20 protein-coding genes and 3 pseudogenes are annotated in these 18,533 nt (G+C 62.5%); 11 read left to right on the top strand and 12 right to left on the bottom strand.

The features are described from left to right. Positions 1–6 precede the first annotated feature (6 nt). The 9 genes and pseudogenes from AC1DYD_RS37715 to AC1DYD_RS37675 form a co-directional block, all read right to left on the bottom strand. Positions 7–885, bottom strand: a complete 879-nt coding sequence (locus AC1DYD_RS37715; RefSeq protein ID WP_478177846.1) for a toll/interleukin-1 receptor domain-containing protein — start codon at positions 883–885, stop codon at positions 7–9. Positions 886–1,178: 293 nt separating this feature from the next. Then, positions 1,179–1,526: a hypothetical protein gene (locus tag AC1DYD_RS37710; RefSeq protein ID WP_478177845.1), complete on the bottom strand. Its 348-nt coding sequence runs from the start codon at positions 1,524–1,526 to the stop codon at positions 1,179–1,181. A 14-nt stretch (positions 1,527–1,540) separates the two neighbouring features. Next, a complete protein-coding gene (locus tag AC1DYD_RS37705) occupies positions 1,541–2,056 on the bottom strand; it encodes a hypothetical protein (RefSeq protein WP_478177844.1) in 516 nt (171 codons plus the stop codon). Positions 2,057–2,509: 453 nt separating this feature from the next. After that, positions 2,510–2,632 carry a hypothetical protein gene (locus tag AC1DYD_RS37700; protein ID WP_478177854.1) on the bottom strand — a complete coding sequence of 41 codons (123 nt, stop codon included), beginning with the start codon at positions 2,630–2,632 and terminating at the stop codon, positions 2,510–2,512. Positions 2,633–4,394: 1,762 nt separating this feature from the next. After that, positions 4,395–4,922, bottom strand: a pseudogene (locus AC1DYD_RS37695) (MerR family transcriptional regulator); the annotation flags it as partial. 118 nt (positions 4,923–5,040) lie between these two features. Beyond that, a complete protein-coding gene (locus AC1DYD_RS37690; protein ID WP_478177843.1) occupies positions 5,041–5,238 on the bottom strand; it encodes a four-helix bundle copper-binding protein in 198 nt (65 codons plus the stop codon). Positions 5,239–5,240: 2 nt separating this feature from the next. Then, entirely contained in the window at positions 5,241–5,390 is a 150-nt protein-coding gene (locus AC1DYD_RS37685) for a hypothetical protein (protein ID WP_478177842.1), read from the bottom strand. Between the two features lie 611 nt (positions 5,391–6,001). Further along, positions 6,002–6,841, bottom strand: a pseudogene (locus AC1DYD_RS37680) (IS110 family RNA-guided transposase); the annotation flags it as partial. 55 nt (positions 6,842–6,896) lie between these two features. Continuing rightward, the gene (locus AC1DYD_RS37675; protein WP_478177841.1) at positions 6,897–7,055 is read right to left on the bottom strand and encodes a DUF3309 family protein; all 159 of its coding nucleotides are present in this window, start codon (positions 7,053–7,055) and stop codon (positions 6,897–6,899) included. Positions 7,056–7,365: 310 nt separating this feature from the next. On the opposite strand from AC1DYD_RS37675, the gene AC1DYD_RS37670 reads away from it, so the two are divergent. From AC1DYD_RS37670 to AC1DYD_RS37655, 4 genes are all read left to right on the top strand, one after another. Then, positions 7,366–7,737, top strand: coding sequence for a hypothetical protein (locus tag AC1DYD_RS37670; protein WP_478177840.1), 372 nt, complete (start codon positions 7,366–7,368; stop codon positions 7,735–7,737). 225 nt (positions 7,738–7,962) lie between these two features. After that, positions 7,963–8,088, top strand: a complete 126-nt coding sequence (locus AC1DYD_RS37665; RefSeq protein WP_478177839.1) for a hypothetical protein — start codon at positions 7,963–7,965, stop codon at positions 8,086–8,088. A gap of 3 nt (positions 8,089–8,091) precedes the next feature. Continuing rightward, positions 8,092–8,622 carry a hypothetical protein gene (locus AC1DYD_RS37660; protein WP_478177838.1) on the top strand — a complete coding sequence of 177 codons (531 nt, stop codon included), beginning with the start codon at positions 8,092–8,094 and terminating at the stop codon, positions 8,620–8,622. A 372-nt stretch (positions 8,623–8,994) separates the two neighbouring features. Then, complete coding sequence (locus tag AC1DYD_RS37655; protein ID WP_478177837.1) at positions 8,995–9,492, top strand: ferritin-like domain-containing protein; 498 nt, start codon at positions 8,995–8,997, stop codon at positions 9,490–9,492. Between the two features lie 496 nt (positions 9,493–9,988). Here AC1DYD_RS37655 and AC1DYD_RS37650 read toward each other — a convergent pair whose 3' ends face one another. Further along, on the bottom strand, positions 9,989–10,114 hold the full coding sequence (locus AC1DYD_RS37650) for a hypothetical protein (RefSeq protein WP_478177836.1): 126 nt from the start codon (positions 10,112–10,114) through the stop codon (positions 9,989–9,991). A gap of 253 nt (positions 10,115–10,367) precedes the next feature. On the opposite strand from AC1DYD_RS37650, the gene AC1DYD_RS37645 reads away from it, so the two are divergent. The 5 genes and pseudogenes from AC1DYD_RS37645 (at position 10,368) to AC1DYD_RS37625 (ending at position 15,563) form a co-directional block, all read left to right on the top strand. After that, positions 10,368–11,672, top strand: a complete 1,305-nt coding sequence (locus AC1DYD_RS37645; RefSeq protein ID WP_478177835.1) for a helix-turn-helix transcriptional regulator — start codon at positions 10,368–10,370, stop codon at positions 11,670–11,672. A 117-nt stretch (positions 11,673–11,789) separates the two neighbouring features. Next, positions 11,790–12,368, top strand: a pseudogene (locus tag AC1DYD_RS37640) (IS110 family RNA-guided transposase); the annotation flags it as partial. A 360-nt stretch (positions 12,369–12,728) separates the two neighbouring features. Further along, positions 12,729–13,532, top strand: a complete 804-nt coding sequence (locus AC1DYD_RS37635) for a DUF2092 domain-containing protein (RefSeq protein WP_478177834.1) — start codon at positions 12,729–12,731, stop codon at positions 13,530–13,532. A 19-nt stretch (positions 13,533–13,551) separates the two neighbouring features. Next, positions 13,552–14,019, top strand: coding sequence for a hypothetical protein (locus AC1DYD_RS37630; RefSeq protein ID WP_478177833.1), 468 nt, complete (start codon positions 13,552–13,554; stop codon positions 14,017–14,019). An 11-nt stretch (positions 14,020–14,030) separates the two neighbouring features. Further along, positions 14,031–15,563, top strand: a complete 1,533-nt coding sequence (locus AC1DYD_RS37625; RefSeq protein ID WP_478177832.1) for a DUF1254 domain-containing protein — start codon at positions 14,031–14,033, stop codon at positions 15,561–15,563. 418 nt (positions 15,564–15,981) lie between these two features. On the opposite strand, the gene AC1DYD_RS37620 is transcribed toward AC1DYD_RS37625, so the two are convergent. After that, the gene (locus AC1DYD_RS37620; RefSeq protein WP_478177831.1) at positions 15,982–16,494 is read right to left on the bottom strand and encodes a hypothetical protein; all 513 of its coding nucleotides are present in this window, start codon (positions 16,492–16,494) and stop codon (positions 15,982–15,984) included. Between the two features lie 339 nt (positions 16,495–16,833). Between AC1DYD_RS37620 and AC1DYD_RS37615 the strand changes: the two genes are divergently transcribed. Continuing rightward, on the top strand, positions 16,834–17,781 hold the full coding sequence (locus AC1DYD_RS37615) for a hypothetical protein (protein WP_478177830.1): 948 nt from the start codon (positions 16,834–16,836) through the stop codon (positions 17,779–17,781). A 48-nt stretch (positions 17,782–17,829) separates the two neighbouring features. On the opposite strand, the gene AC1DYD_RS37610 is transcribed toward AC1DYD_RS37615, so the two are convergent. Then, a complete protein-coding gene (locus tag AC1DYD_RS37610) occupies positions 17,830–18,201 on the bottom strand; it encodes a response regulator transcription factor (protein WP_478177829.1) in 372 nt (123 codons plus the stop codon). Positions 18,202–18,373: 172 nt separating this feature from the next. Between AC1DYD_RS37610 and AC1DYD_RS37605 the strand changes: the two genes are divergently transcribed. Beyond that, a partial coding sequence (locus AC1DYD_RS37605) for a transposase (protein ID WP_478177853.1) occupies positions 18,374–18,533 on the top strand: 160 nt, incomplete at its 3' end.

Genomic DNA, 18,533 nt, shown 5'->3' with positions numbered 1-18,533 from the left:
AGCTCACTACTTCTTGGTCCAAACGGTCCCGGAAAATCCCCCAGTCTCGGAAACAGCAGTCATCCTTGTTGGAGTCTCGATCTTTAGACTAAGCCTGCCACCACTGAAGACACGGTAGCCTGGAAGATCATGCCAATCGCCCTCGACAAATCCTGCATCAGTCAACAATCCTTCAAAGTTGTTCTCAAAGTAAGGTGGGTTTCCGCCGGACCAGGATACCTCCCGGCCTGCCTGTCGAATGACATAGGTTGCACCATCGTCGCCGCTCCAGGTTCCGCTCAGGTCAACACCCCCGGGCGTTCTCGGCCAACTTATCAAGAATGCGGCTCCGAACGTAACAAGCAGAGCGATGAACCCGAAAATGATCGGCGGGCGCAGCAGAATGCGCATCGTCGAGGCGCTCGGCTTTGCCAGTTCCGATGTTGATCGTCGTTCCTCGGTAGCGGCTTTGCCAGCCTTTTCCGGCGAGTCGCTAGAAAGGTCGGTGGCCAGAATCACCTTGACCTTCTCGGCTACGATTTGAAGATGCCGCTCCAAGGGAGGCGTCAATGCGTCCATCCAATGGATGTTGCCTAGGAAGTACTTGAACGATTCCGTTGGCGTGATGTTCTCGATTCTCAGCGGCACAATGGTGACCCCGCCATCAGCCGCCACCTCGATTTCGCGCTTGATCTGCTTGGACTTGTTTGCGTTGGTCGAAAAGACCAGCAGCAGCAGTCGAGAATCACGGATTGATCTCACGATCGACTCACCCCAATCCGCACCCGGCATGATGTCTCGCGGAGCGATCCAGCATCGCACTCCGTTGCTTTCGAGGATCGCGCACACCGCATCCGCGGCGGCCTTGTCCTCCGACGAATAGCTAATAAAGACATCGTGAGCCATTGAGATTCCTCCAGTTGCGCGGAACGTCGCACGGCGCGTGAGCGATGACGGACGGCAGTGCGGAGGAGACGAGACTGATTCTTCTGATCAATCTCTAAAGTCCGGGGCGATCTCCGTTGCTTCCGGCGCGATGAGGTCCGGAAGCAAGTCTGGTATGAAATTCACGACCGCCGTGCTCCGATGCATCGTTACTGCCCGGTTGCCATGCATCACCAAATGCGCCGGTCCCGTGCGGCAGAACGCGCATGGGGAACTGCCGGTACTCGCAGTGTATTGGTCATACCCCAGGAAACTCAGGGGCCGATCACAGGGGCCGGGAGAACCACGTTGGTGGCGTCGGAGATTGCCTTCCACAACACTCCGACAACAGCATTCCAGACTTTCTCGACGGTCACCATGAGAAGCCCACGCAACGTTTTGGCAAAGCTCAGAACCATGTCCTCCAGATTGTCAAGAAAGAAATCTCTGGTTTCTTCCGTGATCTGCTTTGAGGCAATTCCCTGCTCGACGAATTGCGCCTGTACCGCGATGGCTTGCAGTTGGCGCTGTGAGAAGCCGCGGAAGGTGGAGACGTCATTTTGGAGGACGCCGGTAGCCGCCGCTTTCATGTCGGTAACGAGCTTTTCTACGTCCAGTGTCATGTTCGAACTCCTGATCAACGCTGAAGAAAGTTTTCGTAGGTGATTGCCTGGTCGAAGAAAACAACGACCTGTCCCTTAAACGCACGCGCCTCAATGACAGTGATGCCCTGTTTGCGGTCGGTGTCTCGCATCTTCGTCAGAGTCTCAGCGACCTTCTTGATTGCGTGCGCGCTGGGTGGCGTCGAATCATCATCTGTCAAGGCTTGCGATTGGCGCTTGTCCAGTGTCTGGTTGATCGCGTCTGTCACCCTGTTCTTTGGCATTGGTCTCGCTCCAGCAAGCAGCCCCAGTGCGTCAATGCTTCCGATGAGCTTGTTGTACTGACTCTCTCTGCTCGCAAACGTGCCCGCGCTGGTTCCCACCGATACAGTGGCCATCAGGATCATGGTCTCTGTGTTCGCTTGGTTGAGGCCATCGGCGACGACCTTGTCGTATGGTGGAGCAAGCTGCACCGCACAGCTTGCGAGCACGAGGAGCACCGTCCAGGCCGTGAGTCGTCCCGATCTGAGCAGGTACTTTGCGATTTCCATGGCGGTCCTCGTGTATGGGCGCGGCCGGTCGGGCAGCGGAAGCAAAACGGTGCTCATCCTAGGCCTGACCCATATGGCTCACATCCCCAATGCTTGGGATCCGACACCATTGACGACATTGCTCACGACCGGGCCAGGCGGCAGATGCGGACCCGACTTTGCGCGTGGTGCCACGGGCGCTTGCAGCAGTGGCTCGCACTGGGCGCAAACCCACTTACCGCGAACGTGGCGCTCCATCGTGAACACGCCGGGCTGGTACCCAACGCTGAACGTGTTCAAGCGCGACGGCGACAAGGTGCGCCTCCTCTGGGCCAGCGAGTGACGCGCGAGATGGCCGACCCCGGCCAAGAGACCCGCGCGACGCGCCCGACATCGCCTCGCTCTGGAACGTGCTGGACCTGACGCCGGGCGGGGTGGGACCGACTGGTGTCCGAAGCTCCAGTACTGAGAGGCTCAGCCGGAAAGGAGTGCGACTGACTTGTCGACGAAGCGCCGCATGCCTTCCTCCTCGTCGGCCGAAAACTCGGCGACCTGCGCGAGCGTCTCGTCGAAGCGTCTCAGCAGTGATTCGCGCAAGACGGCTGTCGGCGCCGGTCCAATCTTGACCCAACCCTCACAGGTGGGTCAATTTTCGGCGGGCGCCAACAGGTTCTACAACCCAACCCGTCGTCACTCGACGCTCGGCTATGTCAGTCCGATACAGTTCGAGAAAGCTCAAAAAGCTTAGGTCGGTGTCCACGAAACCGGCAGCAGCCCAAACAGATCACTTCGCCGCCCTACCCTTTTGCGCTGCGCGCCCTACTGCGGGTCCTTAACCTTACGTCAAGCCGACCGATGTGAACGGCGTTCAGGAAACGCTTCTATTCGGCGGCGAGGACGCGGTTTTGCATTGAGCGGTGTCGGGCCGGGTTGGTCGGTGAAGGTCGAGCGGACGTGAGTTCGCCCTGGAGGCCGCCCTGCAGGGCGGCCTCCAGGGCGAATTCGATTGGGGTCGACGGTTGACGTACGGCCCTGAGGCGGGGCCGGGAGCGCCGGCGGCGTTGGCCGATGGCGGCCATCTGCGGTAGAACGACCGCCATTGCCCTGAGTAGGCGGGCACGGCGGCGGCAATTTGCCTGGCAGCGAGAACCGCACGCCGTGCCCTACACACGCCAACAGCGAATGCGGCGCCAGTGTTGCATTGCCGGACGCAGCCGTCCAGCGCAACGTGTGGCCTCGGCTCGGTGTGCCGACCTCGGGGAGCTTGACTCCGAGGAGCACCGCCTGGCCGAGCATCCCGCCCGCCTGTTCGTGTTTGCGCGGTGCCGCGCGCAGGTGCTGCTTTGCAGCCGCTGCGACCGTGGTCAGCGCTACTGCGGCCGCGCCTGCTCTCGCGCTGCGCGTCAGGATTCGCGGCGCGAGACTGCGCGGCGTTACCAGCGCAGCCGTGCCGGGCGGCTTGCGCACGCCGCACGGTCCCGGCGATGGCGCCGTCGCCAGCCTGCTCAAGTCGGGCGTGACGCTGCGGGCTCCACCAACTTCGTGACGCACCAGGGTTCCCCGCTCATGGCTGCCGGTGCTCCACTGCCTCCATGCGAGCAAGCCGCCGAACCCAAGCCCGTCGACACCATCGTCAACGTCGTCAACGTCGCACCAATCTGCCGGCGCTGCGCCGCAGCGCTGTCGCCGTGGGCCCGCCAGGGCTTCCTGCGCCACGCCCGCGCCTCGCGCTGGGCCGTTCGAATGGTCGAACCCTGCCCTTGATCAAGGAGAGCCTGCGTTGATCATCCCTGTCGATCTGAGCGCCCAGATCCTGCGCCTGTACCAGGCCGAACACTGGCGCGTGGGCACGATTGCGCGCCAGTTGCAGGTGCACCGCGACACCGTGCGGCGCGTGCTCGCACAGCCGGGCTCGGCGGCGCCGCCTTCACCGCTGCGCCCCAGCCGGGTCGACCCGTACCGCCCCTTCATCCTGGCGACGCTGGCCAAGTTCCCCACCCTCACGGCCGCGCGGCTGTTCGTCATGGTGCACGAGCGCGGCTACCGCGGCAGCCCCGAGCACTTCCGCCACGTCATCGCCAGCATGCGGCCCCGGCCGCCGGCCGAGGCCTTCCTGCGCCTGCGAACGCTGCCGGGTGAACAGGCGCAAGTCGACTGGGCTCATCTGGGTCATCTGCAGATCGGCCGCGCGCGACGCCCGCTGATGGCCTTCGTGATGGTGCTGAGCTACTCGCGGGCCATCTTCCTGCGCTTCTTCCTCGACGCCCGGATGGACAGCTTCCTGCGCGGTCACGTCGAGGCGTTTGCCGCCCTCGGCGTCGCCCGCGTCCTGCTCTACGATTTTGTTCCCGGGAACAAAATCGTAGATGCCGCGCCGCGGCACCCCGCCGAACACCTCGAAGGCACAGTTATGCGCGTCGAACAGCATCTCGTGGGTCTGCAGCAGGTAGCCCCGCACGAGGAATGCCCGGCTGTGGCTGAGCTTGAAGTGCGCCACCTGCAGCTTGGTGCGCTCCCCGCCGATGACCGCCCAGTCCTCGCTCCAGTCGAACTGGAACGCCTCGCCGGGGCCGAACGCTAAGGGAACGAAGGTGCCTCGCCCCGTGGTCTGCTGGACTTCGTGGCGGCGCGCATGCCAGGCCCGCGCGAAGGCCGCCACGCGGTTGTAGGACCCCTGGTAGCCGAGCGCAGCCAGGTCGGCGTGCATCTGCTTGAGGGTGCGCCGCTGCTTGACCCGCTTCGCATAGCTCGGCGTCGCCTCGCCCTCGCGCAGGTACTTGCGGATGGTGTTGCGAGACAGGCCCGTGCGTCGGGCTATCTCTCGAATGGACAGTTGCTCACGCAATGCCCAACGTCTGATGACACTCAGTGTCGCCACGTCAATCACTCCTGTCCTCCCGCCACTAAAAGCAGCAGGTTAGGGTTCTTACGTGGGTCAGATTTAGATGGAAATCGCCGGGCTCAGTGGGTCACTTCTGGATGGAAATCAACAGTCTTGCGTCGCATCACACTCGAATCTGAATCTCCCAATGCCTGTCGTCGCAGAATGCCAGCCTTCCCTTCGAACGCGGGTCCAGCGCGATACAGCGCGTCGTACGCTCTGCGCCTGGTTCGCGAAGAAAAGACGAGGCGCAATGGTTACAGGCCATGGCGCAGATTTGGCAGGCCTGGACGCACTGCGAATATCGAGTGTCCGTGGCCATCCTCAATGGCGCTTGAAGTACTGCACTTCGCGCTCGTGCTGGCGGGCCTGTTCGAGGGTATCGAAGGTCCCGAGATTGCGGCGCTTGCCGGTCTTCGCGTCAGTCTTTCGCGAGCAGAGGCGGTAGTGACCGGAGGCCAGTTTGCGGATCATGAAAATTCTCCTGAAGCATCGATCGGTGATCCGAAAGCTGAACCATCGGCACCCGCATGCTTGTGGGACTTGTCCGTCCTCCATTGCCGGCGAGAGGCGGACAGAGTGCGATCCGGCTCCGACAGCGGACGGCACCCCTATTTTGAAGGCGCCCGCCAGCGCAAGCGTCTGCGCGGTTGCGGCCGCGGCTGACAGGAAGCCCGTTCAGCAGGCGCGGTCGGGCCAGTGGCCGGCAACGGCCGATACATCGCGAAAGGAGCGCTGTCATGAACGTCAGCGAATTTGTGTGGCACCTGAAGGAGTGGGACTTCTATCCGGGCGACGGCGTGGGCGGCCTCGACGTGGCGCTCGAGAGAGCGAAGGATTTGCACTACGTCCGCGTGGGACAAGGCGCTGGCCTGCGACCGACCGGTTCTGCTCGAATGCGTGACCGATCCCGACGTTGCGCCCTTGCCACCTCACATCACGGCCCAGGAAGCGAAAGAACTTCCCGAAGACGGCTTCGTCGGAACCCGAACTGGGCAGCGTCGTTGCCAATACGGTCAAGGAACTGCTCGCCAGCGGCCATCTTCTCGCAGATCACGCCCACCGTCGAAAATGCAGACGATCCCCTACCCTCGGCTGGCACGGAAGGCGCGCCCGTGCACGCCTATACCAAACTGGCGAAGGAAGGCGACCGCCGCAACATTTCTTGTTGCGCCGGGTGACCACGCCGTTGATCCAACTGCACGAGTCCGTCTTCTGCCCGGCCCGATAGATCACCGCTCGCGCTCCGTTATCAACAGTGTGCGCAGGTGAGTGTCCTCCGCTTGCTCATTCCAAGCAGGTTGGCTTTGCCACCCGAGGAATGTTGCTTAGGAACGAGGCCGAGCCACGCTGCTGCTTGCCGACCACTTTCAAGGTTCTTCGCGTCGCCGATCGATGCGACCAGCGCGCTGGCGGGTGATCGGTCCGATGCCGGGAACCTGCGCGAGCTTGCAACTGAGGATCGCTGGCGCGATGCCATGCCTGGATCTTGGCCTCGAGTTCATCGACCTGGCGATCCAGTTCTTTGTGATGGCCCAGCAGACGTTGCACGAGCACGCGAAACGCTCCGGGCAGTCCTCGCTCAGATCCGGCACGCGCGTGGCGATGTAGCCGATGCCCTGCGGAATGATGGGCCCGAATTCCACGAGCAAGCCGCGGATCTGATTGACCTGGGCGGGACGAGCCTTCACGAAGCTCTGGCGCACTCGATGCAGCGCCAACACCGCCTGTTGATCGACGTTCTTGACCGGAACGAAGCGCATGTTCAGCCGGGCCACCGCCTCGCAGATCGCCTCTGCATTGGCCGCATCATTCTTGTTGGTCTTGACGTAGGGCTTGACGAACTGGGGTGCCATGAGCTTGACGGTATGACCCATGCCCTGCAGCTTGCGCGCCCAATGCTGGGCACTGCCGCAGGCCTCCATTGCATTTCAATTTGCTGAGACGAATTCTCGATTGCCGCTGAATCTGCAGTTCCTTCTATATTCGCCCCATCAATAGGAGAACGATCACAATCAGAAGGATCAACCCCACGCCCCCGCTGGGCCAGTAGCCCCAACTGCTACTGTATCCCCAGCTTGGCAATGCTCCGACTAGCATGAGGAGCAGGACGATGAGCAGGATGAGGGAAAGGGACATGATGTTCTCCTGTTGAAGCGGATCCAATTTTGTCAATCGGGTTGGGGCCATGGTTGCCGGAGAGACGCGACTTTGGTGGTCAGGCCTCTCCTACCAATTGAAGCAAGGATCGGGCTTGCCCTGGTTTGGTCCTCAAAACAGCCAGATCGACGCGTCGTCATCCTCACTGCTAACCAGCGGGGCACATTGCTGGACCTTGTCTGACAGCCTCAAGGTCTGCAGGATGGCGGGGCCGCTGCGGTGCGAGCGTTAAAAGAGTCTGCGGCGAGTCTCCCGCTCGTTTCATCGTCGAATTCCTAAGGAGAGGCACATGAACCCATCCACCACCCCGCCGTCGAACCCTTTACCTGCTGACGAAGACCTGGTCGAACAGGCCCGTCCCGGCTACGGCATTCCGTCGCAGGATCCGAGGCCCGCGGCGCAGTTTCCTCTGGCGCCCAAGGAAGCACAGCGCGAGGCAAATTCGGTCCTTGTGGGTGGCGGCGTCATCGTCGGTGCGGCCGCGGGCTCCACGATTGGCGTCGCGGTGGCCGGCCCGGTCGGTGTGGTGGTAGGCGGTGCGCTCGGAGGCGTTGCCGGCGCACTGGGTGGCGCTGCCGCTGGCACGATAGTGAAGCCGGAAGATTCGATCGGCGCCGAAACAGCGCGCGCGGACACCCTGCGCCCTGATGGTGACGGTTAACGTTCGCGAAGGTCCGCTCACACCCAAGAACGCGCAACAGATGCTCGGTGCGACGCAGTTTCCGCTGTTTGACCTGAGCACGTCGCCCACGGGTCTCGAGGCGCTATCGGCGTGACGATTGAGCCGTCGGGAAAGCGGCTTCCGCAGTCGGCGCGGCGATCGCGTTCAAGGGCGGTTCCACCATCGCACCGTTGACTTGATCCGATTCCCCGGAGTTATCGTACTTTGCCAAGCGAACGATCGCTTGCAGGCAGCATCAACACCGGGGCGGCGATCGTGACCGGGGTATTCGAACTCGCACATCGCGAGGCGATCGTGGCGCACTTGAAGGCGCTGGGCGCACCGGAGTGAGGGATGGCGGCCTTCAGCATCGAACGTGCACAGCGCGAGCTTTGCGGAAATTGTCCGGCGGGGAAGGGACGGGATCTTGACTGCATCGACTTGTTCGGCTGCGTCGCAGCTCGCAACACCGTTCGCTCGCGGGACAAAACTGACATCCACGATGAATGGGCACCGACGGCCTCTGCATCGCAATCCATTGATCATGGGCACCCAACGTTCAAGGAGCGCGAAATGCCACGAGGTGACAAGTCATCCTATACCGACAAGCAGAAGCGTCAGTCCCAACACATCGAAGAGGGATATGAACAGCGCGGTATTGACAAGGACGAATCCGAGCGCCGTGCCTGGGCCACGGTAAACGCCGAAACAGGCGGCGGAAAGAAGAGTGGCTCGGGCCGCGGCCAGCCCGAGAACCACGCACCGTCGCGCAAAGGCGGTCGTCTGGGCGGAGCAGCGGCCGCCAGCCGCACTGCAGCGCAACGCTCGGCTTCCGCGAAGAAGGCGGCCGCTACGCGCAAGCGCAACGCGGAAAGAAGCTCATAGAACGCGCCCACGTCGCACAGCACACTATCGGCAGGGTTCGATCACCATCGCAAGACCCGTGGAGTTGAGTGACCTGGGGGCCTCATTCCGCAAGGTCCGACGATGAAGTTGTCCTCCGACGCGGAGGAGCGAGTCGGTCCGTCCGGCTTGGCTTGCAAGGCGACACCATCGCGATTCTGGCGTTCTGAATCGAAGAACCCATCAAGAACGCTGCGCCAGTCAAGGCAATGTCCACCTCGGACAAGACTTACAAACGTCATCGAGTCGAGACGACAGGTCGCGCGCCGTGCAATGTCAACCATGAAGGCTCATTGCAGTTTTCTTTCTCAACCCGGCCGTCGCTGAGGCGACCGACCCTTCAAGGAGCAACTCATGGCCAGCGATACCAACGCAACCTTCCCCACCGCAGGCGCGGTGTCGAACGATCAAGTGGTCGACGTTCTGAATGATCTTCTGGAGAACTCGCGCGACGGCGAATACGGCTTCCGCGCGTGCGCGGAAGAGGTGGACTCGGCGGAACTCAAGCAGCTGTTCCAGAGCCGCGCGTCACAGTGCGCCAGCGCGGCCTCCGAGCTCGTTGGTCTCGTCCGCCAGTTCGGTGGCAAGCCCAACCACGGCGGCACCGTCGGCGGTGCGATGCATCGCGGCTGGGTGCACGTGAAAGGAACGGTCGGTGCCGATAGCCCGCTGTCGATGCTTGAAGAGTGCGAGCGCGGCGAGGATACTGCGGTCGCGCGCTACCGCAAGGCGCTGAAGGAAGACCTCCCGGCCGAGGTGCGTGCGGTGGTGCAGCGCCACGCCGACGGCACCCAGCGCAACCACGACCAGATCAAAATGCTGCGGGACCAATACCGGAGCACCAAGTCCTGAATTTCGCGCGATGCACCGCGACCGGGCGGGTCCCGGCACTGGTCATTTCGCATGAACGCAAATCGCTCTTCGGCAGGGGCGTTTCTCCGGAAGGAGATAGACCCGCGCGCATGGTCTTGCCCAGCGCGCGGCGAAGAACTTGTGCAGCGGGTTGCCGGTTTCCTTGAATCAGCGAACTCGGGGCGCAACCCGCATTCAGTGCTCGGTGCGTGACCGCCTACGCTGGAAATGTCCAGGAACTGGTTGAGGCACTGCACGGCCCCCCGCTCGGCGCAGATGCCACACAGGGCGGGCTCGCACCGCTTGATGCTGCCCATGCAGATGATCGGGATTCGGGCCGGATCGAGGTACGCGTAGTTGCGCAAGCCCTCGCAGCCTCCCGCGAGCGCGGTGGTAGCGTCATTACAAAGAGCGGATCGTCGACGCCGCCGAGAATGGCATCGCCATCATCCCCGTGCCGCGGCCAGCGAGGTGGCGGCTCTCCTCCGAAGACTCACTACATCGACAGCAGCCGGTGCAGGAACGGAAATCCGATGCTCAGTTCTGCCTGGTGGCCGTCGCTCTTCAGAGGCCTGTCGGGCAGGAAGCGCGAAACGACCTTGCGACCTGTGCGCCCTTCCATGTCTGTCATCCTGATGAAGTCGCCTCGCGAGACCGAAAGCGATGCCCCTCCCCGGTCCCCCGACGGCGAGTCTTAACGGGCGAGATCGTCCTACCTCCGCGGGCTGAAGACGGCGCCGCGGGCGAGCTTCAAATCAGCGCGTCGTGGTGCTGACCATCTACCCTAGCTCCGAACATTCCACCCGGCCGCCATTCGGCTGATCGACATCGTCGAACGCGGCGCTCCCCTGGATCCGCACGTCGCCTCGGAGTTGGTGGGCGCAAGGCTGGCTGCTTTCACGTGGGGTGACGAGGTACCCAAAGCCACGGCGCTCGCCCGCGCCCATGTGAGCGGCTTCGACGATGCCCCACCGCGAGTTCGCGGCTTGGTCCTCAACGTTGCCGCCTACGAGTGCATCAGCCGAGGAAACTACGCGCAGGCATCGCACTATCTCGCGACCGCAAAACGCGCCTACGGGGGCGAAATCCACGGGCTCAATCACACCCTCTGTTTCGAAGGGGCCATAGAGTTGCATCAAGGCAATGTCGGCGAAGCGCGCCTGCGTTTCGAGGCCACTTTGCGCAGGATCATCGACGCGGGGTATCGATTTACGGACGCATCGGGCGTTGCTGCCGCCCACTTGGTCGAAGCCCTTTACGAACTGAACGACCTGCAAGCGGTAGAGCTTCTGCTCGAAGACTACCTGCCGACGATCCGCGACGCCTGCACCGCTGATCACGTGATCGTCGCTTACCGGGTGGCGGCGCGCACGCACGCCCTGCGAGGGCGCTTCCGATCTGCTCAACAGACGCTCTCCGAGATGCTGGATCTTGGCGACGCTTGGGCCATACCTCGGATTGCCTCTGCGGCCCGGCAGGAGAAGCTGAGACTGGCACTGCTGGGCGGCGACCTGGCGAGTGCACGCCATCTGATGGCGTTGATTGAGCATAGCGGCGGCTGGAAGGCCGAAGCCGATCAGTTCCTCTATGCCGACGATCTCGACGATGGCTTCATTGCGGCCGTGCGGCTTGCCATGCGCTCGGGCGCAGCACCGTCGATGATCCCCCGCGTGCAGGCGGCGGTGACGCAGGCCGAGGCCGCCCAGCACACGCGCCGTGCCGTGCGCCTGCGCTGCCTTTTGGCACAAGCTTATGAGGCCGCGCTGAAGCGCCCTCAAGCGCTGGAGGTGCTCGAGCAAGCGCTGCGCGTCGCCAGCACCAAGGGACTCGTGCGAGTGGTGGCCGACGAGCCCTGGCACCTTCAGCCCCTGCTCGATGCGATGATCGCGCGCGATGGCGTGCACCCGCCGCATCTGGCCGCCGTCTGCGACGCCGTGCAACCAACCCTGACAGCGATGACTCCTGCTTCGGACCAGAGTGCTGCAGAAGGACTGCTGAGCGAGCGCGAGCGTCAAGTCGTGCGCCTGGTCGCCGATGGATTGTCGAACAAGGAGCTGAGCCGTGACCTGTTCATCAGCGAGAACACGGTGGAGAGCCACCTTCGTCGCATCAACGGCAAGCTGGGCGTGAGGAGCCGCATGCAGGCTGTAACACGCGCGCGGGAATTGGGTTTGATCTAGATGGGATGGACACCCGCCGCCCTTCGGGGCGGGATGGCAGCAAGGATAGAGGCACCCCGGGACCGAACGGTGCCAAAGTGGCGTCTTCATCCACCACCTCAGGAACGGAGGGCCGAATTGAATCGTACGACGTATGGTCTGGATATTGCAAAGCGCGTATTTCAGATGCACTGGGTCGATGCCGAAACCGGAGAGATCGTGAATCGACGCTTCAGCCGGACGGAATTGCTTGAGTTCTTGTCGAAAAGCTCTGCAGGGAGGGTCGCGCTTGAGGCGTGTGGCAGTGGGCATTGGTGGGCGCGCAAGATTCGCGCGCTTGGCCACGAAGCAGTGTTGTTGCACGCCAAGTTCATTCGACCTTTTGTGCAAACCAACAAGACCGACGCTGCTGATGCCCGGGCGATTTGGACTGCAGTTCAGCAGCCTGGCATGCGTACGGTGGCGGTCAAGAGTGAGGAACAGCAAGCGGTGCTGGGGCTGCACCGAGTGCGCACTCAACTGACCAAGTTCCGGACGATGCAGATCTATCAGCTGCGCAGTCTGCTTTACGAGTTTGGCGTGACGTTGAGAACTGGCAGGCTGGCCGGTTTGGCCGAGCTGCAAGATCGAATGGCTGACATTGAGGGGCGCGTGCCCGGTCTGCTGATGGACGTGCTGCGAGAGCAACTCGCGCGTGTTCACAGTTTGGACGAACAGCATCTGCCACGGTGACCAAGTCGCAAGCAACACATACGTCGAAGGAAACGGCGTCCGAGCGAAAAATCGGACGACGCGTTGAGGCCGAGGATATTGGAAGAGGCGTCCGTGCACACCTTCCCCAAAGGGCAGTAGACAGCGAGCTCGGGCTCGCTCAAAGTGTGCTTGGGGACCCACGATGGGTATCAGCACCCCTGTCTATGCAGCGGTCGTCGATGAGGACCAAAGCCTTTACCCATCACTCGAATCGGCCTCGCGGCAGGAGCGGCGCGATCGACTCGGTCGAGGGTCTGCAAAGCGGACTCCAATGGGCCTCTCAGGCAGGCTCCCTGGGTCCCAACCCGTTCTGGAGAAATTTGAATGAACCTCAACCTGAAAAGAACCGGTCATCGGCTTGGCTATGCCTTGCTGGCGGCCTCGACACTGCTGGCATCCCATCGCATTGCACTGGCCCAAGAGACATCGGCGCCGGTCGCAGCACCCGCGAAGGCGTTCAAGGACCAGCGCGCCCTCAGTCTGCTCAAGGGCATGAGTGACACGCTGGCCGGGGCGAAAACCCTTGGATTCAAGGTCCGCGGCATCGTCCCGACGCCCTCTCCGACCGGGCAGTACGTCAGCCTGTTCGCTTCTTCGCGCGTGGTGATGCAGCGGCCCGACAAGCTGTTCGTGGCGGCGCGTGGAGACCTGTTCCCGAGCGACATCGTCTACGACGGCAAGACGGTGACCGCAATCGGCGTGGATCGCAAGTTCTATGCGCAACGCGAGGCAGCGGGCGGCGCCATCGAATCGCTCATGAAGAGCGAGCTGCCGGGGTCCGACGCCACGACGCCGTTTCTGGATCTTCTCGTTCCGGACCCCTATGCGTTCTTGACAAAGGATCTTTCCAGCGCGTTCTGGGTCGGTCAGTCGACTGTCGGTGGCGTCAAGACGGATCACCTGGCGTTCACTGCCGAGGGACTGGACTGGGAAGTCTGGATCGGCGCCATCGACAAGCTGCCGCGCCTGATGGTCATTTCCTACCGAAGCGGCGATCGTCAACCGACGTTCACCGTGGAGTTCTCTGATTGGAAGCTCGGCGCACCCGTTGCGTCGCAGACCTTCAACGCGTCCGTCCCCAAGGGTGCGGTGAAGCTCGAGTTCAAGCAGATCGAACAAGTCAAGTGATCACGCAAAGGACAATGTGATGAAGCAAATCAAGACACTCGTCATCAGCGTCGCGATCGTGGCCGGCACGCTCGCTCCCTTGTCTGCTGCGAATGCATGGGTCGCCGCTGCGGGCGGCTGGCGCGGCGGCGCTGTTGCGGTCGGTGGCGTGCACCGTCCCTACTATCATCCCTACTACCGTCCCCCCGGCTGCTACGGCTGTGGTGCTGCCGCCGGTGCGGTCGCCGGAATGGCGGTGGGCGCCGCAATCGCGACCGCGGCGCGCCCCGCCACGGTCGTGGTCCAACAGCCGTCGGCCATCGTCGTCCAGCAGCCCGCCTATGGGGTCCACCCCAACTTGCCGATCGGCACCCAGCTGGCGCAGATCCCCGGTGGGGCGAGGGATATGGTCGTGAACGGCACCCACTACTATCAGGCCGGTCCGAACTGGTACAAGCCGTATTTCGGGTCCAGCGGCGTCTACTACGAAGTGGTGCCTGCACCATAGGCCAGTCCGGCATGGCTCACTCATCAATCGACAAAGGAAAATCACAAATCATGAAACGCATATTATTTGGCGTGACGATCGCCACAGCGATAGCCACGAGTGCTTTCGCACAGTCCTACAAGATGACCACACCTATCGCGCCGGGCGTCGCGGTGCCGAACAAGATCGAGTCCTCGATCGGAACGCTGAACCTCAATTACGGCTACCCGTCGGCCGATACGGTCGACAAGATCTACGACAACCTGGACCGTTCCCGGGCGCTGCAGGCTTACTTGCTGGCGATTCCGATCGTCAATCAGGCCGGCATGCGCGACTCGCTGCGCAAGTTCGGACCCGACAATCAGACCAACGTGATCTGGGAAGGCCTGATGGATTCGAAGACCGTCGCCCTGACCGGCAACGACAACACGATCTACAACTTCATGTGGGTCGACACGAGCAAGGGTCCGGTGGTGGCCGAGATTCCGCCCAAGGTGCTCGGGACGGTGGACGACTTCTGGTACAAGTGGGTGGGCGACATCGGCATCACCGGGGCCGACAAGGGCGAGGGCGGCAAGTACCTCCTGTTGCCGCCCGGATTCAAGGGCGACATACCAGCCGGATATCACGTCTTGCGGCCGAGCACCTTCGGCAACTACTTCGTCTTTCGCTCTTTCCTCGTAGACGGCTCCACCCAACCCGCGATCGATTCGGCCAAGAAGAACCTGCGCCTCTATCCCTTGGCCGAAGCCGCCAACCCGCCGCAGATGAAGTTCGTCAATGCCTCCGGGCTCCCATCGAACTTCGTCGCACCGGGTGACTATTCGTTTTGGAGCTTGTTGAACCAGGTCATCCAGGAAGAGCCGGCGGAGGGCTCCGACCCGACCACCTTGGGCCTGTTCGCCTCGATTGGCATCGTCAAGGGCAAGCCCTTTGCGCCCGATGAGCGGATGAAGAAGATCCTCACCGACGCCGCCAACATCGGCGCGGTGACGGCACGCACGATCGCATTCAAGATTCGCCCGAAGGATGCGTATTTCTATCCGGACAGTGCGTGGCGCCTGCCGTTCCTGGGTGGTTACAAGTTCGAGTCGGCGCCCGGCGTCAGCAACCTGGATGGTGCCGTTTTCTTCTACTACTTTGCCATCGCCGTGACGCCGGCGATGGAGGAAAAGATGGTGGGCCGTGGGTCGCAGTACCCCTGGTCGGTCCAGGATGCGAAGGGCCGTCCGTTGGATGGCGGCAAGAACTACAAGCTGCGCCTGCCACCCAACGTCCCGGTCAAGGATTTCTGGTCGGTCATCGTCTATGACAACCAGACCCGCTCGATGGTGCAGACCGACCAAAAGGCCCCGAGCGTCAGCAGCCAGAGCAAGGGTGTCAAGACCAATGCGGACGGCTCGGTGGACGTCTACTTCGGACCCAAAGCCCCGGCGGGAATGGAGAACAACTGGGTGCAGACGATTCCGGGCAAGGGCTGGTTCATGCTGCTGCGCCTCTACGGTCCGCTGGAGCCGTGGTTCAACAAGACCTGGCGACCGGGCGAGATCGAGCTCCAACCCTGATCGACCGGCACGAAACTGGCCAGAAAATCAAAGGCGGCCCGTGAAGGCGCGCCCGCTTTGCTTCTCATAGAGAGCACCGGTCAGCTGAATGTCCGGTCTCCTCGTGCTCGATATTGGCTCACGGTCCAGGCACCCGCAGTCTGCGTCGCCGTTGACATGGCACCGACGCGGACTGGCGGCTTGGCGCAGCCATCGCTTCGCAGACCTTCAGCACGTCCATTGACAAGGATGTGATGAAGCAATTGCGACAGCGGCACGCCCCGCCACGGTCGTGGTCCAACAGCCGTCGGTCATCGTCGTCCAGCAGCCCGCCTATGTGGGTCACCCCAACTTGCCGATCGGCACCCAGGTGGTGAACATGCCCGGTGGGACGGCGTGCGCACCTTCCCTTTCGGGCAGTACACGACGTTGAGTCCCATCACCAACGGAAGGTCGCGCCGAGCATCGGTCCGCTGAAATTGAGGTCCTTGACGCGCGCGCCGGCGAGCAGATCCAGCGTCAACGCCGGATCGGACACCACGCGGTACTCGCCCGCCGATGTCCAGATCGAACCCTTGAGGTCCAGGCCGAGATCCGCCGTGATGATTGCCAAGAGCCCGACATCCCCGATCGCGAAGTAGGGGCTGCGGTCCTTGCTGCCGCCGAGGTTGAGATAGATGAGATCGGTGAAGAAGCCCCACTTCCCGTTGTGCGCGTCCAACGAACCCATGAACGTGAACTTCAGCTTGTCGATGATCTTGTCAGCGCTGACGTTGATGGACGCGCCACCCGTGCTCGCTGGTGCGCTCGTCGAGCCGCTCAGGCTTGGCAGATAGCCGTACACCGACAGGCTATTCCGCCAGTTGTCGACAACGGGGTCGACCTGCAACGTCTGTGCGGCGGACAGCGTCGGCGCCAGCACGCCCATGGCGAGCGCGAGTGCTGCGGTCATGCCGCGGAAATGAAGACAAGGATTCCTGCGTTGGGTATGGGCGAAGGTGATTGGACTCATAGGGTCGGTGGGGTGCAACTTCAGGCTTCACTTGATTCGCTTGGTTTACTTGATGGTGTAGCCACGGCCTCGACGCAGCGCGAGTCTCATCCGTACTGTGGGCTTGGAGGGCGTTCGCCGTCTACTGCCCGAAGGGGAAGGTGTGGGGGAGGGCCTCTGTTGTTACGCTCAGTGGAGCGAAGAACGTCAAGGAAGAGTGCCTCCGATCAGCAGCATCGGGGCTTCCATGCCGGTCGCCTGATGCCGGCCTTTCTCCCTCCCTCCTTCAGATTTCGATGCATGAGGTTCATCCCGCTGGCCCTCGCGCTTGGCGCCACGCTCTTCGTCCCTTGCGCGAAGGCACAGCAGCCAGCCGACTTCATCGTGACAGAGGGCAAGCTTCGGCAGCGCGTCAACAGCGTGCTCGCACTGATGAGCTATTCGGTCGTGCCGGATCTCGTTTCGAGTTCGCTGTCGATCTCCAGCCCGCAGACCGGTAATCCGACGATTGCGATGTCGCAGCTCGCTGGCGGGTTCACCGTCAGCCAGTCGTTACCGCTCTACCTGGAGGGTGGCATTGCCGCGAGCCGCTACGACCCCACGTTCTATGCGAGCAACGGCCGTGAGGAGCGTGCGATCCCGGTGAAGTGGAACAACGGCGCGCTGACCGGCGGCATGGGGTGGGACTTCCCTGTGATGCCGGATCTTAAGTTCAGGCCGATCGCCAATCTCGCGCTCGGTCGCGTCGCAAGCGACCTGGCGATAGCCAGAGTCCTTCTCGGCCGGAACTCCGGGCCCGAGCTCGATTTCCTCGACAGGGGTCATCTCAACGCCTACGGCCTCGGCGGCTCGTTGATGCTGGACTACGAGCGCTATCGGCCCGAGAGCGAAATCGACGTCGAGTTGCGCTACACCAACATGCGGCTGCAGAGTTACGGCAGCAGTTCGCCGGCGGTACAGGGCCGCGCCGACGCCATCACGGCCAGCCTGTGGAGCCGCTATCGGGCTCCGACCGGCTTCACGGCGCTGGAGCGCCCGGTACGCTATGTACTGGAGTACGCCTACACGCGCTATCTTGGCGACCAGGCCGGGGTGCTGGGATTCTCCTCTTTGAGTTCGGTCGGGGTCGGACTCGAACTCGATTCGAGCGCGCACGACCTTTACATCACCCGCACGCGTCTCGTGCTGCGCCACATGTTCGGCCACAACGTCTCGGGATTCTCGGCCGGACTGGCAGTGAGCTTCTAGCGCTCCGCCCACAGATACGCGTCCAATGTCGATGGAAGATATCCATGCTCAGCCAGCCACGCGCCGGATCGCCTCGAGCACATCGGCTCCGGCCTCATTTTTGAGAAAGTAGGCCGCGCAGCCGACGGCTTGCGCCGCGGCGCGCATTTCCGGGTCGTCGTGCGCGGTGATAAAAATGAACGGCGCATGTCGGCCTTCCCCGACCAGGCACCGCGCCAGTTCAATGCCCGACAGCCCCCCGAGCTGGATATCGAGCAACAGACAGTCGAACCGAGGCTTCTTCGTGTCTGCGAGGAACTCTTCTGCCGAGCCGTAGGTGATCGGCTGCATGCCCGACGCGCGCAGCAGCCTGCCAAGTGATCGGCAAAGGCTCTCGTCGTCTTCGACGACGGCAACATAGAAAGGAGTGATGGTGCTCATCGGAGGTCAATGCGCACTTTGGGCTCCGCCGAACTCGCTGTCTACTGCCCCTTAGGGAAGGTTGGCGCGGCTGCCGTCAAAACAGAGCCGGCCGCGCAAATTTGAACACGCTGCAAAGTGGATAGGCTGCTCCGATGGGCGAGGATAGAGCCCGGCATGACAGGAGCAGAAGATGAGCAAGAGACCCCGCCGCAACCACTCAGCGGCCTTCAAGGCCAAGGTGGCGATTGAGGCCTTGGCCGATGGCAAGACGATTGCCGAGATCGCACAGAAGCACGACGTACACCCCAACCAGGTGACGGAGTGGCGCAGGCAGCTGCTGGAACGCGCCG

The sequence above is a fragment of the Variovorax sp. P4_B11 genome, assembly GCF_056402355.1.
The sequence above is the reverse complement of the archived record's forward strand: the minus strand, read 5'-3'. Positions and strand labels throughout refer to the sequence as shown.